This window comes from Sphingopyxis sp. UBA6723 (assembly GCF_002454115.1).
Taxonomy (GTDB): Bacteria; Pseudomonadota; Alphaproteobacteria; order Sphingomonadales; family Sphingomonadaceae; genus Sphingopyxis.
This window is the reverse complement of record NZ_DKIH01000004.1, coordinates 17,100-30,342: the sequence shown is the minus strand read 5'-3', so window position 1 is coordinate 30,342 and position 13,243 is coordinate 17,100. Positions and strand designations below refer to the sequence as shown.

Genomic DNA, 13,243 nt, shown 5'->3' with positions numbered 1-13,243 from the left:
GAGGACCAGGTGATATTGCCGAATATCGGGAACGACGAACGCCGATGATGGGTCCAGCCGCAGAAAGCCCCGACGCCTATATCGCCGCCCTGTCAGGCTGGCAGCGCGAGCGCTGCCAGATGATGCGCGGCGCGATCCTTTCCGCTGCGCCCTTTGACGAAACGATCAAATGGGCCAACCTCGTCTTCATGGCGAACGGCCCGTGCATACTGATCCGCGCCGAGGAGCAGCGTGTCCTGCTCGGTTTCTGGCGCGGCAAGCGTCTGCGTGACCTGGAACCGCGGATCAAGGCAAGCGGCAAATATGAACTCGGCAATCTGGTGTTGACCGAAGCGACCGAAGTTACCGCGGAGAAAGTCGCCCGGCTTGCCGCCGAGGCCCATCGCCTCAACATCGAATTCGGCAACCCGGCGGCGCGCACCTGATGCAGCCGCTGCCGATCGATGAGGTGCTGCCCGACATCATGGCGGCGCTGGTGCTCAAACCCAATGTCGTCGTTGTGGCGCCGCCGGGCGCGGGCAAGACGACGCGAGTAGCGCCCGCGATGCTCGCCCAGCCGTGGTGCAGCGGTGACGTCTGGCTGCTGTCGCCCCGCCGCCTGGCCGCGCGCGCCGCGGCGGAGCGGATTGCCGACGAGATGGGCGAGCCGGTCGGCGGCAAGGTAGGCTATGCGACGCGGCTCGACAGCAAGCAGTCGGCAGCGACGCGGCTGCTGGTCATGACCCCGGGGCTGTTCCGCAACCGCATCCTCGCCGATCCCGAACTCAGCGGCGTGTCGGCGGTGCTGTTCGACGAGGTCCACGAACGCAGCCTCGACGGCGATTTCGCGCTCGCGCTGGCGATCGATGCGCAGCAGGGGTTGCGCGACGATCTGCGGCTGATCGCCATGTCGGCGACGCTCGACGGCGCGCGCTTTGGGGCGCTGCTTGGCAACGCGCCGGTGGTGCGCAGCGAGGGCAAGATTTTCCCGCTCGAGCTGCGCCATATCGGTCGCCGCGCCGAAGACCGGCTCGAAGCCAGCGTACTGGTCGCGGTCCGGCAGGCGATGGCGGATGAACGTGAGGGCGACGTGCTGGCCTTCCTGCCCGGCGCCGCCGATATCGAGCGCGCCGCAGCAGCGGTCGAGGCATCGGGGCTGCCGCTCGTCGTCCACCGCCTGCACGGCCAGATCGACCCGGCATTGCAGCGCAAGGCTCTGGTTCGCGATACCGATGGCGGGCGCAAGCTGATCCTGGCGACGAGCATCGCCGAAACCAGCCTGACCATCGACGGGGTCCGCATCGTCATCGATGCTGGACTGTCGCGGCGGCCGCGCTTCGACAAGGCGGCTGCGATCGCGCGCCTCGTCACCGAACGCGCCAGCCAGGCATCGGCAACGCAGCGCGCCGGGCGCGCGGCGCGGCAGGGGCCGGGGGTCGCCTACCGCCTGTGGGAAGCCGCGGCGACGGCCGGCATGCCGCCGTTCGATCCGCCCGAAATCCATGAAAATGACCTGATGCCGGTGGTACTCGATTGTGCCAGTTGGGGCATCATCGATCCGCGCCAACTCGGCTGGCTCGACCCGCCGTCACCCGCAGCGATTGCCGAGGCCAAGACGCGGCTGCAGGCGATCGGGGCGCTGGGCGACGACAGCCGCATCACCGCGCATGGCAAGGCGTTGGCGGCGATCCCGCTGCCGGTGCCGCTCGCGCATATGCTGCTCGACGCGGCGCGCGCGGGGGAGGGGGAACTAGCGGGGCGCCTCGCGGTGCTGCTGACCGAACCCGGGCTCGGCGGGCGCGGCGTCGATGTCGAGGCGCGGCTCGGGCGCTGGCGCGGGCAGCGCGGCGACCGCAGCGAAGGCGCGGTCCGACTGGCGCGGCGGCTCGCGAACATCGGCGACAAGCTGGCGGCGGGGACCGAGGACGTCGCACCGCGCTCGATCGGCGGCTGGATCGCGACCGCCTGGCCCGATCGCGTCGCGCGCCAGCGGGCGGGACAGCGCGGCGAATATCTCAGCGTCGGCGGCCGCGCCTATCGCATCGACCCGGTCGAACCGCTCGCGGCCAGCGAATGGCTGGCGATCGCCGATGCGCAGGGTCACGCCGCCGGGGTTCGCATCCTCGCCGCCGCGCCGATCGAACAAGCCGAGGTCGAGGCGATCTTCGCCGATCGCATCGTCGCGCACGCGGCGAGCAGCTATGACGCCGCCAGCGACCGCGTCGACCACCGCCGCGAACGGCGGCTCGGCGCGATCGCGCTGACCAGCGGGCAGGCGGGGCGCAGCGACAATGTCGAGGAGGACATTGCGCTGCGGCTCGCGGCGGTCCGCGACAAAGGGCTCGGGCTGATCGGCTGGGGACCGGCGGCGCAGGCGCTGCGCCAACGCGCGAGTTTTGCGGGCATCGATACACTGTCGACCGGGGCGCTCGCAGACGGCCTCGACATCTGGTTGCCGCCGCTGCTCGTGGGATGCCGCGGGCTGCGCGACATTGGCGACCGCAAGCTGACCGACGCACTGATGGGGCTGCTCGACTGGTCGGCGCGGCAGTTGCTCGAAAAACACGCCCCCGCCGATTACCTTACCCCGGTCGGGAGCCGCCATCCGATCGATTATGGCGCCGACGGCGGGCCGACGGTCAGCGTCCGGGTGCAGGAATTGTTCGGGCTGGCGCGTCACCCCACGATCGGCGATCCGCCGGTGCCGCTGGTGCTCGCGCTGACTTCGCCCGCGCACCGCCCGATCCAGACGACACGCGATCTGGTCAGCTTTTGGGGTGGCAGCTGGCACGATGTCGCGCGCGAGATGCGTGGCCGCTATCCCAAGCACAGCTGGCCCGACGACCCCGCCAATGCCCGCCCGACATTGATGACCAAGGCGGCGCAGGCGCGGCGCGACGGGGCATGAGGTTGGCCCTTTTCGCGAGGCCAGCAAGCCGCTAAGGCACGGGCAGCCCAACCAACGCAGGACAGTCCAGATGAAAGCGCGCATCTTCCAGAAACCCAAAAATGCGATGCAGTCGGGGCGCGCCGGAACGCAGCGCTGGATGCTGGAATTCGCTCCAGCCGAAGCGCGCAAGCCCGATCCGTTGATGGGCTGGGCGGGCAGCGGCGATACGCAGCGGCAGATCCGGCTGGGCTTTGCGAGCCAGGAAGAAGCGATTGCCTATGCGGAACGCAACGGGATCGATGCCGAGGTGGTTGCGCCGCCGGTGCGCACGCTGAAGATTCAGGCTTACGCCGACAATTTCCGCTGAGGCGGCGGCAGAACCGACCAACACCGTTCGTGCTGAGCTTGTCGAAGCACTGTTCTTCTTTTTGACGTCGCAAAGAAAGAACGGCCCTTCGACAAGCTCAGGGCGAACAGGGCTTAATTATTGCGTTGGCGCTTACTCGCTGTCCGGCTGCAACAGCTTGTGCAGATGCACGACGACATATTTCATTTCGGCATCGTCGACGGTGCGCTGCGCCGCGGCGCGCCAGGCCTTTTCCGCCGACTTATAGTCGGGGAACAGCCCGACGACGTCGAGATTGTGGAGGTCGACAAAGTCGGTGCCTTGCGGATCGCTGACGCGTCCACCGAACACGAGATGCAATTTGCTCATGGCTGCTGTCCTTGCGGGTCGGGGAGAAGGCGCGGCCCCTAACAGCGCGGCGCCGCTACGGCAAGCCGGTCAATCGTCCTTGCGGCCCTTCGGAAGCAGCGATCCGAGCAGCGCGCCGATCGCGATTGCACCGGCCACGAGCGCCATCGGCTGTTTCTCGGCCGCTTCCTTCAACTTGCTGTTCGCGCGCTTGGCCTGGACCTTGCCCTTTTCATAGACTTCGCCGGCGGCGTCACGGGCGACGCTTGCCTGTTCGCTGGCCTTGTGCGCCAAATCTTCGGTCGCGGCGCGCGCGCGGCCATAGCCGTCCTGGATCCGCGCCTTCGCCGCCTCGGCGGTCAGTCGTGCATTTTCGGCGGTTTTCTCGGCAAGTTCACTCGCTTTGGCGCGCGCGTCGCTGGCGGTTTCACTGAACGGCTTCATCGTCATTCTCCACTGGTTCGATCGTTTCGCCGTCATCGGCGTATGTTTCTTCGTCTGTATCGTCCGCGGGGTGCAGGCGATCGGTGATCGCGTTCGCCATATCCTGAATCTTTTGCGTCAGTCGCGGCGCATGTTGCTTGATCGGTTCGCGCAGCAGCCACGCCACCCCCGCGACCGCAGCGAGGGCGATCGGCAGGCGGTTGTTGCGAAACTCGCGGCGCACTGCATGCGCGGCGTCATCGACCTTTGCATTGAGCCGATATTTGCCGCGATCGACCAGCGCACCGGGCTTCAACGCCGCCTTCGCGACGTCGAGCCGCCGGTGCAGCTCGGCGCGCTGGAGCATCGAGCGCCGCGCTGCGGCGATCAGGCGGTTACGCGTCCGCGCCATCGTCGATCCCCTCATTGGTCAGGTCGCGCCGCAGCGCGGTGCGGATGTCGCCATAATGGTTGTGCGCGCGCCACGCCGCGATTGCTGCAATCACCAGCAGCGCCGATACGACGACCAGGGTCGCTAGCAGCGGCCCGATCTGCGGCGAAAGCGCCAGGATCGCGCCGAACGCCAGCGCCAGCAGCGCGACCCCCGCCGCGGTCGCAGCAACACCGCCCCAGATCGCGGCGCGGCTGGCACCGTGCAGCGCCAGCTCACCGCGCGCCTCGATCAACGCAAACTCCGCCCGCGCGGTCGCCGACAGATTGTCGACGACATCGCCGACAATCTGTTCGAGCGGCACGGGCGGCGGCGCCACCGGCGGACCGTCGGGCGCGTAGCCGTGACTTATCCCGTCAAAGCTGCGCTCGTCGGACATGGGCGGGAGGGTCGGATCTGCGGATGGCAAGACCTTGTCAATCGTTCGAGCCGCCCTTGAGCATCCGGGCCAGCACAAAGCCGATTACCGTTGCCGCGCCGACCGCAATCGCGGGGTTCTTCTTGACCATATCCTTGGTCGAAGCGGCGAGCTCGTCGAGATCCTTTTTGTCGAGCGTCGAGGCGAGGCCAGCGACGGTCGCCGCGGCCGAGCGGGCATAGTCCCCATATTGCTTGCCGAACTTGGTATCGACGGTGCCGGCGCTGTCTTCCAGCATCTTGGCGAGGTTGCCGACCGCGTCGGCGGCCTTGCCCTTGCCCTTGGTCGCGGCGTCGCGCGCCTTCGCCGACGCCTGGTTGGCGAGCGTCGTCGCTTCACCCTTGAGCGAGGCGGCCTTTTTCGACGCTTCGGTTTTGATCGTTTCGCGCGTCGCAACCAGCTGGTCGCGGATCGGATGATCCTTGGCGGCCTTCACGGTCGCGGGCTTGCGCGCGGGCGCAGCCTTCGTCGCGCCAGCCTTTGCGGGGGCCTTGGGGCGCGGGGCGGCGGTTTTGGTCGTCGCGGGAGTAGCGGGCTTGGCCATGGCGTTATCCTCTTCTTCTTGTGTCGGGCGCCGCATTGGCGAACATCCCTTTGGTCCTGCCTGAATATATAGCAAGAGCCGCCCATTGGTTCCATAGGCCAGCAAAATTCCTATCCATTATTGCGATTCCCGCGCCGCGCCGATAACAGGCGGGCGCCTTTCCCAACCGGCCTATCGCGGGCCGCCAGCAGGACATATCCCATGACCGCCATCATCGACATCCACGGCCGCGAAATCCTCGACAGTCGCGGCAACCCCACCGTCGAAGTCGATGTGCTGCTGGAGGATGGCAGCTTTGGCCGCGCTGCGGTGCCTTCCGGCGCCTCGACCGGCGCGCATGAAGCCGTCGAACTGCGCGATGGCGACAAGTCACGCTACCTCGGCAAGGGCGTGATCAAGGCGGTCGCCGCGGTCAATGGCGACATCGCCGAGGCGCTGATCGGCCTCGATGCCGAGGACCAGCGCGAACTTGATATAACGATGATCGACCTCGACGGCACGGCGAACAAGAGCCGCCTTGGCGCCAATGCGATCCTCGGCGTCAGCCTTGCTGCTGCCAAGGCCGCGGCCGACGCGCGCGGGCTGCCGCTCTATCGTTATGTCGGCGGCGTGTCGGCGCGCACCTTGCCGGTGCCGATGATGAACATCATCAACGGCGGCGAACATGCCGACAACCCGATCGATGTGCAGGAATTCATGATCATGCCCGTCGGCGCCGGCAGCATCGCCGAAGCAGTGCGCTGGGGCAGCGAGATTTTCCACACGCTCAAGAAAGGCCTGACGGCGAAAGGCCTCGCCACGGCAGTCGGCGACGAAGGCGGCTTCGCCCCGAACCTCGCCTCGACGCGCGCCGCGCTCGATTTCATCGCCGCGTCGGTCGACCAGGCGGGCTTCAAGCTCGGCACCGACGTCGTGCTTGCACTCGACTGCGCCGCGACCGAATTCTTCAAGAACGGCAAATATGAGATCAGCGGCGAGGGATTGTCGCTCAGCCCCGAGCAGATGGCCGAATATCTCGCCGCGCTCGTCAACGACTATCCAATCAAATCGATCGAGGACGGCATGAGCGAAGATGATTTCACGGGCTGGAAGGCGCTCACCGACCTTGTCGGCGACAAGTGCCAGCTGGTCGGCGACGATCTGTTCGTCACCAACCCGCTGCGGCTGGAACAGGGGATCAAGGACGGCCTCGCCAACTCGCTGCTCGTGAAGGTCAACCAGATCGGCACGCTGTCCGAAACGCTCGATGCGGTCGATATGGCACACCGCGCGCGTTACACAGCGGTGATGTCGCACCGTTCGGGCGAAACCGAGGATTCGACGATCGCCGACCTGGCGGTCGCCACCAACTGCGGCCAGATCAAGACCGGCAGCCTCGCGCGCTCGGACCGGCTCGCGAAGTACAACCAGCTGATCCGCATCGAGGAAGAGCTGGGCGACATGGCGCGTTATCCGGGGGCGGCGATTTTCGGTTGAGCGCAAAGCTGCGGAAAACTGTGGCCTGATGCCTTGACGCCATGAATCAACTCTGATTCAAGGGCCGGAATGACGCAGCGCCACAAACTTCGCAAATCGATGAACCGGGCCGTTGGCCCCGCGGTCGCGGTGATCGCGGTGCTGGCGATGATCGGTTACATCATTTTTGGGCCGACCGGGCTGTATGCCTGGGGCGATTACAGCCAGTCGGTCGAAAAGAAGCGCGTCGTGCTGTCTGAACTCGCCAAGAAGGAAAGCGAGCTGGAGAACCGGGTCAATCTGCTCGACCGGCGGCGCGTCGATCCCGACTTGGCCGAGGAATATGTGCGCGAGAAGCTGGGCGCCTATCACCCTGACGAGGTGATCATTCCGCTGGAGCCTGCGGCGAAACGCTGACCTAGGTAAATACCTCTCCTTCAGGGGAGGGCAGCGAGACTTGCCAGCTTGCTGGCTTAGTCGCAGCGGGTGGGATCCAGCGGCCTTGCACGACGCCGACAGACTCCACCCCAACCCCTCCCCTGAAGGGGAGGGGCTTAGATATGCTGCATACGTAAGTTTGCATTGCTGCCGCCTCCAAGCGGGCGTTGCCAAACCCGGCGCACGGCTCCTATAGGGAGCCTTGCCGTAACGGCTAAATGCAAAGGAAACCTCCCTTGGCCAAAGCACCCGCGCGCAAACCTGCCGCGCCGAAAAAGACTGCGTCCACGCCCGCCGCCGCGACCAACCGCGAGCAGCCGCGCGATCCCGTTTCCTATGACGCGACGCCCGAGGAGCTGGAGAAATTCTACCGCGAAATGCTGCTGATCCGGCGTTTCGAGGAAAAGGCGGGGCAGTTGTACGGACTGGGGCTGATCGGTGGTTTTTGCCATCTCTATATCGGCCAGGAAGCCGTCGCAGTGGGTTTGCAGTCGGCGCTCGACGGCGACAAGGACAGCGTGATCACCGGATACCGGGACCACGGTCATATGCTCGCCTATGGTATCGACCCCAAGGTCATCATGGCCGAACTAACTGGCCGCGCCGCGGGCATTTCGCGCGGCAAGGGCGGGTCGATGCACATGTTCAGCGTCGAGCATAAATTCTACGGCGGCCACGGCATCGTCGGGGCGCAGGTGTCGCTCGGCACCGGCCTTGCCTTCGCACACAAATATCGCGACGACGGCGGGGTCGCGATGTCCTATTTCGGCGACGGCGCGTCGAACCAGGGGCAGGTCTATGAAAGCTTCAACATGGCCGAGCTGTGGAAGCTGCCGATCATCTTTGTGATCGAGAACAACCAATATGCGATGGGCACGTCGGTCAATCGCTCGTCGGCCGAGGATCAGCTTTATCGCCGCGGCGAAAGCTTCCGCATCCCCGGGATGCAGGTTGACGGCATGGACGTGCTCGCGGTGCGCGGTGCCGCTGAGGCGGCGCTCGAATGGGTGCGCGCGGGCAAGGGGCCGGTGCTGATGGAGCTCAAAACCTATCGCTATCGCGGCCATTCGATGTCCGACCCGGCCAAATATCGCAGCCGCGAGGAAGTGCAGGCGGTGCGCGACAAGTCCGACGCGCTCGAACATCTGAAAAAGGTGATGGAGGAAGCGGGGATCACCGAGGACAAGTTCAAGGCCATCGACAAGGAAATCCGCGCGATCGTTGCCGATTCCGCCGACTTTGCCGAAAGCGCCCCCGAACCCGAACTGCATGAACTTTATACCGACGTGCTGGTGGAGCAATATTGAGATGGCCATCGAATTGAAGATGCCGGCGCTGTCGCCGACGATGGAAGAAGGCACGCTCGCCAAATGGCTCGTCAAGGAAGGCGATGCGGTCAAGTCGGGCGACATCCTCGCCGAGATCGAGACCGACAAGGCGACGATGGAATTTGAAGCGATCGACGAAGGCACGATTGGCCAGATCCTGGTCGCCGAGGGCACCGACAATGTGAAGGTCGGCACCGTGATCGCGACGATTACGGGCGACGGGGAGGAAGCTGCGGCCCCGACGCCCGCGCCCGCTGCCGAAGCGCCCAAGGCCGATACGCCTAAAGAGGACGTGCCGAAAAAAGCCGAAAGCGGCACCGAGCAACTTGTCGTCAAGGCGAAAGCCGCGGTCGCTGACCCCGCGATCCCCGAAGGCACCGCCATGGTCCGCCTGACCGTCCGCGAAGCATTGCGCGACGCGATGGCCGAGGAAATGCGCGCCGACGACCGCGTGTTCGTGATGGGCGAGGAAGTCGCCGAATATCAGGGCGCGTATAAGGTCACGCAGGGGCTGCTCGACGAATTCGGCGCGCGCCGCGTCATCGACACGCCGATCACCGAATATGGCTTTGCCGGGCTCGGCGCCGGTGCGGCGATGGGCGGGCTGAAGCCGGTCATCGAATTCATGACCTTCAACTTCGCGATGCAGGCGATCGACCACATCATCAACTCGGCGGCCAAGACCAACTATATGTCGGGCGGCCAGATGCGCTGCCCGATCGTGTTCCGCGGTCCCAATGGCGCCGCGTCGCGCGTCGGCGCGCAGCACAGCCAGAATTTCGCGCCCTGGTACGCCAGCGTCCCTGGCCTGATCGTGATTGCGCCCTATGACGCCGCCGACGCCAAGGGGTTGTTGAAGGCCGCGATCCGCACCGAAGACCCCGTCGTTTTCCTCGAAAACGAACTGCTCTATGGTCGCAGCTTCGACGTCCCCGATCTGCCCGACCATGTCCTGCCGATCGGTCAGGCGCGCATCATGCGACCGGGCAACGACGTCACCGTCGTCAGCTATTCGATCGGCGTCGGGCTCGCGCTCGAAGCCGCCGACCAGCTGGCGGGCGAGGGCATCGACGCCGAGGTCATCGATCTGCGCACCTTGCGCCCGCTGGATACGGCGACGGTGCTGGCGAGCCTCAAGAAGACCAACCATCTGGTCGTTGTCGAGGAAGGCTGGCCGGTCTGCTCGATCGCCAGCGAACTGGCGATGGTCGCGATGGAACAGGGCTTTGACGATCTCGACGCGCCGGTGATGCGCGTGTGCAACGAAGATGTGCCGCTGCCCTATGCCGCCAATCTGGAAAAGGCCGCGCTGGTCGATGTACCGCGCGTCGCCGCCGCGGTGAAGGCGGTTCGCAATCGCGGTTGATTGGTCGGCGCCCACTTCAATTCCGTTCGTGCTGAGCTTGTCGAAGCACCGTCCTTGTCTTTGACGTCGCTTGAAGAAAGAGCGGCCCTTCGACAGGCTCAGGGCGAACGGTTTCCTATTTTCCCGTCGTGCTCTAACGCTTGCGGCGCATGACAATCGTACCTGAGACCTCCTACCCCGACATCCGCGATCCACGCGTGATGGTCGCCGTTCCGCGCGGACGGCGCGCGGCGATCGCGACGCTATGGGCCTTCGCCGAACGGCTGACGCGGCTCCTGATTGACGCGCGCGAACCTTTGATCGGCCAGATCAAACTCGCCTGGTGGCGCGACATGGTGGCGATGCTCGCGCGCGATCCCGATGGCTTGCCCAAGGGCGAGCCGTTGCTCGCGGAGCTCACCGCGACATGGGCCGGGCAGGGCGGGCTCGATACGCTCGTCGATGCGGCCGAGGCGATGCTGCTCGCCGAGGATGTCGCCGACCGTCACTCCGCCGCCGCGGAATTCGGCGCACGTCTTTTTGCGCTGTCGGGCGGCGATGCCGACGGGGGTCGGCGGTGGGGGCTGCTGTGGGGCGCCAGCGTTCAGACGGGAGCCCGGGAAGCGCGCGAGTTGCTCGCCGCCGCGCGCGATTGGGCGCCGCCGCCGCGCAGCATTTTTGCAGCAAACCGCGCGCTGCTGATGCTCGACCGCTGGGCCGCAGCCATCGCCCAAAACGACGGCGAACGGCGCTGGCGGAGCGAGGGTTTGCTGCTGCTGCGGATCGGGCTGATGGGTCGCTGACGACAAAAAATGTCGCGGGGGTGGAAATGCGCCGCCCGAACATCTATCTTGTCCGGTACAAAATAGGGTCGCAGGGGACAGTGTATGTTCAACGGGCTGATCGCCTATCTCGATTCGATCAAGGCGCGCGACCCTGCGCCGCGGTCGCGTTGGGAAATTCTCCTCTACCCGGGACTCGTCGCGGTGGGCATGCACCGCGTCGCGCATTGGCTGTTCGAGGCGCGAATGTTTTTCCTTGCGCGCTTCGTCAATCATCTGTCGCGCTGGATGACCGCGATCGACATTCATCCGGGCGCCAAGATTGGCCGCCATCTGTTTATCGACCATGGCTTTACCGTCATCGGCGAGACCGCCGAGATCGGCGACAATGTCACCATCTACCAGTGCGTCACCTTGGGCGGGACCGATCCTGCCAATGGCATCGCGGGCAAACGCCACCCGACGCTGGCCGACGACGTCATCGTCGGATCGGGCGCGCAGATCCTCGGCCCGATCACGGTCAACCCGCGCGCGCGCATCGGCGCCAATGCGGTGGTGACCAAGGATGTGCCCGAGGGCGCGGTGATGGTCGGCATCCCGGCGCGGTCGACCCTCGTCGACGCCGCCGAATATGCGCGCGAATTTGTGCCTTATGGGACATGCAACGAGACGTTCGATCCCGCGACGCAAAAGGTTGAGCTGCTGCAATGCCAGCTTGAGCAGATGCAGAAACAGCTCGCCCAACTGATTTCCGAACGCGACGCCACGAGTGACGATGCCGTGAGTGAAGACGAAGCGCCGCGGCGCAAGGGGAGCCGGAAAAGCGCCTGATGGGAACGGTGACGCCCCTGTCGTTCGCGACGAAAGCGATACCCCAGCAGACCGGTTTCGAACGCCCCGAATTGATGCGCATCCTTGACCTCTACGGCCGCATGGTCGCGGCGGGGCATTGGCGCGATTATGCGATGGACTTCCACCGCGATGCCGCGATCTTCTCGGCCTTTCGCCGCGCTGCCGAACGCCCCGAATATCGCATCGAAAAACGCCCCGCCTTGCGGAGCCGCCAGGGCATGTGGGCCTTGGTCTCCGAAGCCGGGGCGATTTTGAAACGTGGGGACGAACTCGCGAACGTGCTCGCCCCCGTCGAACGCAAGCTTATGAAGCTGGTTGGAGACTGACGGCGTTTCTACGTCGTCATCCCGGCGAAGGCCGGGATCTCAACCTCACGTCATAACGCACAGGCGAGATCCCGGCCTCCGCCGGGATGACGATAGTGTTAGGCTTGCGCGACCCGCGTCGTCGCGGGCAGCTGGTTCGCCAGATTGTCGGGCAGCATCCCCACCACGACCGCCCGGGCATTCTGCCAGAAGGCCGACAGCAGCAGCAGTGCCGAACCGATCACGAAGGCGGTGAGCGCAACATTGAGCTCGACCGCGCCGAATTCACGGAACAACTGGGTCAGCGCGAACAGCACATAGGCGAGGGCGGACACGAGCAAGGCGCGGCGGTCGATCGCCAGCGCGATCAGCCCGAACAGCACATAGATGGCAACGACCATCACCGCGGCGCCGCTGCCGATATCATTGCCCTCGGTGACACCCAGCAGGTGGAAGATCGGGTGCGCGATCATCGGCGCGGCCAGCAGGTGGAGCCAGAAGGCCACGTCGCTGCGCCGCGTCTGGCGCACCCGGTCGCTGCGGTCCCACCACATCGCCAGCGCGAACACTCCGATGCCCGCGGTGAGCACGAGCGACATGACGAGCGCGTCGGGCTGTTCGGGCATCCCGGTGATCGACAGCACCAGCGCCACGGCCGTCGCGGCGAGCGCTGCGGTACCGGCAGCTACCGTAATCGGAACCATGAACCGCTTCCAATGCGCCCACGTCGCCGCAGCGGTCACCAGCGCGATGGTACCGAACAGGATGGCGCCGAGGGTGTGGCCAAGATGCTGGCCGAAAATCGCCTCGCCATGTTCGAACAGGAAGCCGACCATGGTCGCGAACACGCCGCCCGAAAAGGCCAGCACCAACACGATACTGGGCAGCGCCATGCGGCGCTTGCGGGTGAAATACTCGGCCAGGAACCACGCCGACCCGGCAACGAACGCGCCGCCGAGCGCGGGGTGGATCGAAGCGCCGATCCAACCGACCGCCATCAACAGAATGATCGCGGCGATGCTGACGAAAATATCGTTGAAACCGGTGATCAGGCGGAAGGATTCTTCATCCGCGGCGGGGGCCGAGCGAACCGACGCGATATGCGACCGGAATGCCATCGCGGCCTCCGGCGTCAAAACCTTCGCATCGACCGCAGCTTGCAGGTCGCTTTCACTATACATCGGGGTCGTCCTTGTTAGACCGATCCCCTTGCCCCGCAGATGTTATGGCATAGGCGTGTTGCTGTGTCAATACAGTGCGGCGCTGCGATAATCCTCCCTGTCGCGCAGCGATGGGGAGGGGGACCGCTTGCGAAGCAAGTGGAGGAGGGGCGACGCCG

16 protein-coding genes are annotated in these 13,243 nt (G+C 65.6%); 10 read left to right on the top strand and 6 right to left on the bottom strand.

The genetic code is table 11. The features are described 5' to 3' along the window. The first annotated feature begins 44 nt into the window (after nt 1-44). The 3 genes from B4F07_RS01750 to B4F07_RS01740 all read left to right on the top strand — a co-directional run bounded on the left by B4F07_RS01750 (nt 45) and on the right by B4F07_RS01740 (nt 3,236). Nucleotides 45-425: a DUF1801 domain-containing protein gene (locus B4F07_RS01750; RefSeq protein ID WP_293697461.1), complete on the top strand. Its 381-nt coding sequence runs from the start codon at nt 45-47 to the stop codon at nt 423-425. After that, nucleotides 425-2,887, top strand: a complete 2,463-nt coding sequence (gene hrpB / locus B4F07_RS01745) for an ATP-dependent helicase HrpB (protein WP_293697459.1) — start codon at nt 425-427, stop codon at nt 2,885-2,887. The genes B4F07_RS01750 and hrpB overlap by 1 nt, the downstream gene beginning before the upstream one ends. A 70-nt stretch (nt 2,888-2,957) precedes the next feature. Beyond that, a complete protein-coding gene (locus B4F07_RS01740; RefSeq protein ID WP_293697458.1) occupies nt 2,958-3,236 on the top strand; it encodes an ETC complex I subunit in 279 nt (92 codons plus the stop codon). Between the two features lie 132 nt (nt 3,237-3,368). Here the strand turns inward: B4F07_RS01740 and B4F07_RS01735 are convergent, their stop codons facing one another. The 5 genes from B4F07_RS01735 to B4F07_RS01715 all read right to left on the bottom strand — a co-directional run bounded on the left by B4F07_RS01735 (nt 3,369) and on the right by B4F07_RS01715 (nt 5,399). Continuing rightward, a complete protein-coding gene (locus tag B4F07_RS01735) occupies nt 3,369-3,584 on the bottom strand; it encodes a DUF4170 domain-containing protein (protein ID WP_137753697.1) in 216 nt (71 codons plus the stop codon). Nucleotides 3,585-3,653: 69 nt separating this feature from the next. After that, the gene (locus B4F07_RS01730; RefSeq protein ID WP_293697453.1) at nt 3,654-4,007 is read right to left on the bottom strand and encodes a hypothetical protein; all 354 of its coding nucleotides are present in this window, start codon (nt 4,005-4,007) and stop codon (nt 3,654-3,656) included. Next, nucleotides 3,991-4,398, bottom strand: coding sequence for a hypothetical protein (locus B4F07_RS01725; protein ID WP_293697451.1), 408 nt, complete (start codon nt 4,396-4,398; stop codon nt 3,991-3,993). The genes B4F07_RS01730 and B4F07_RS01725 overlap by 17 nt, the downstream gene beginning before the upstream one ends. Continuing rightward, nucleotides 4,382-4,816 (bottom strand): phage holin family protein, encoded by a 435-nt coding sequence (locus B4F07_RS01720; protein WP_293697449.1) that lies wholly within the window; start codon nt 4,814-4,816, stop codon nt 4,382-4,384. The genes B4F07_RS01725 and B4F07_RS01720 overlap by 17 nt, the downstream gene beginning before the upstream one ends. 37 nt (nt 4,817-4,853) lie before the next feature. Next, nucleotides 4,854-5,399, bottom strand: coding sequence for a hypothetical protein (locus tag B4F07_RS01715; RefSeq protein WP_293697447.1), 546 nt, complete (start codon nt 5,397-5,399; stop codon nt 4,854-4,856). A 201-nt stretch (nt 5,400-5,600) separates the two neighbouring features. Here B4F07_RS01715 and eno point away from each other — a divergent pair, with 201 nt between their 5' ends. The 7 genes from eno to B4F07_RS01680 all read left to right on the top strand — a co-directional run bounded on the left by eno (nt 5,601) and on the right by B4F07_RS01680 (nt 11,925). After that, entirely contained in the window at nt 5,601-6,875 is a 1,275-nt protein-coding gene (gene eno / locus B4F07_RS01710) for a phosphopyruvate hydratase (protein WP_293697445.1), read from the top strand. A 69-nt stretch (nt 6,876-6,944) separates the two neighbouring features. Further along, nucleotides 6,945-7,271 carry an FtsB family cell division protein gene (locus B4F07_RS01705; protein WP_293697443.1) on the top strand — a complete coding sequence of 109 codons (327 nt, stop codon included), beginning with the start codon at nt 6,945-6,947 and terminating at the stop codon, nt 7,269-7,271. Between the two features lie 257 nt (nt 7,272-7,528). Beyond that, the gene (gene pdhA / locus B4F07_RS01700; protein WP_293697441.1) at nt 7,529-8,599 is read left to right on the top strand and encodes a pyruvate dehydrogenase (acetyl-transferring) E1 component subunit alpha; all 1,071 of its coding nucleotides are present in this window, start codon (nt 7,529-7,531) and stop codon (nt 8,597-8,599) included. A gap of 1 nt (nt 8,600) precedes the next feature. Further along, on the top strand, nt 8,601-9,986 hold the full coding sequence (locus B4F07_RS01695; RefSeq protein ID WP_293697439.1) for a pyruvate dehydrogenase complex E1 component subunit beta: 1,386 nt from the start codon (nt 8,601-8,603) through the stop codon (nt 9,984-9,986). Between the two features lie 149 nt (nt 9,987-10,135). After that, nucleotides 10,136-10,768 (top strand): hypothetical protein, encoded by a 633-nt coding sequence (locus tag B4F07_RS01690; protein WP_293697437.1) that lies wholly within the window; start codon nt 10,136-10,138, stop codon nt 10,766-10,768. Between the two features lie 84 nt (nt 10,769-10,852). Next, entirely contained in the window at nt 10,853-11,578 is a 726-nt protein-coding gene (epsC, locus tag B4F07_RS01685; protein ID WP_293697435.1) for a serine O-acetyltransferase EpsC, read from the top strand. Continuing rightward, the gene (locus B4F07_RS01680) at nt 11,578-11,925 is read left to right on the top strand and encodes a DUF2794 domain-containing protein (RefSeq protein ID WP_293697433.1); all 348 of its coding nucleotides are present in this window, start codon (nt 11,578-11,580) and stop codon (nt 11,923-11,925) included. The genes epsC and B4F07_RS01680 overlap by 1 nt, the downstream gene beginning before the upstream one ends. A gap of 98 nt (nt 11,926-12,023) precedes the next feature. Here B4F07_RS01680 and B4F07_RS01675 read toward each other — a convergent pair whose 3' ends face one another. Beyond that, complete coding sequence (locus B4F07_RS01675; protein ID WP_293697431.1) at nt 12,024-13,085, bottom strand: hypothetical protein; 1,062 nt, start codon at nt 13,083-13,085, stop codon at nt 12,024-12,026. Between the last annotated feature and the right edge of the window lie 158 nt (nt 13,086-13,243).

Bases quoted from the DNA above. Each gene is read 5' to 3' on its own strand.
- hrpB (WP_293697459.1), top strand. From the start codon at position 425: ATGCAGCCGCTGCCGATCGATGAGGTGCTGCCCGACATCATGGCGGCG.
- B4F07_RS01695 (WP_293697439.1), top strand. From the start codon at position 8,601: ATGGCCATCGAATTGAAGATGCCGGCGCTGTCGCCGACGATGGAAGAA.
- B4F07_RS01720 (WP_293697449.1), bottom strand. From the start codon at position 4,816: ATGTCCGACGAGCGCAGCTTTGACGGGATAAGTCACGGCTACGCGCCC.
- B4F07_RS01690 (WP_293697437.1), top strand. From the start codon at position 10,136: ATGACAATCGTACCTGAGACCTCCTACCCCGACATCCGCGATCCACGC.
- epsC (WP_293697435.1), top strand. From the start codon at position 10,853: ATGTTCAACGGGCTGATCGCCTATCTCGATTCGATCAAGGCGCGCGAC.
- B4F07_RS01740 (WP_293697458.1), top strand. From the start codon at position 2,958: ATGAAAGCGCGCATCTTCCAGAAACCCAAAAATGCGATGCAGTCGGGG.
- B4F07_RS01725 (WP_293697451.1), bottom strand. From the start codon at position 4,398: ATGGCGCGGACGCGTAACCGCCTGATCGCCGCAGCGCGGCGCTCGATG.
- eno (WP_293697445.1), top strand. From the start codon at position 5,601: ATGACCGCCATCATCGACATCCACGGCCGCGAAATCCTCGACAGTCGC.
- B4F07_RS01730 (WP_293697453.1), bottom strand. From the start codon at position 4,007: ATGAAGCCGTTCAGTGAAACCGCCAGCGACGCGCGCGCCAAAGCGAGT.
- B4F07_RS01735 (WP_137753697.1), bottom strand. From the start codon at position 3,584: ATGAGCAAATTGCATCTCGTGTTCGGTGGACGCGTCAGCGATCCGCAA.
- B4F07_RS01680 (WP_293697433.1), top strand. From the start codon at position 11,578: ATGGGAACGGTGACGCCCCTGTCGTTCGCGACGAAAGCGATACCCCAG.
- B4F07_RS01750 (WP_293697461.1), top strand. From the start codon at position 45: ATGATGGGTCCAGCCGCAGAAAGCCCCGACGCCTATATCGCCGCCCTG.
- B4F07_RS01675 (WP_293697431.1), bottom strand. From the start codon at position 13,085: ATGTATAGTGAAAGCGACCTGCAAGCTGCGGTCGATGCGAAGGTTTTG.
- B4F07_RS01705 (WP_293697443.1), top strand. From the start codon at position 6,945: ATGACGCAGCGCCACAAACTTCGCAAATCGATGAACCGGGCCGTTGGC.
- B4F07_RS01715 (WP_293697447.1), bottom strand. From the start codon at position 5,399: ATGGCCAAGCCCGCTACTCCCGCGACGACCAAAACCGCCGCCCCGCGC.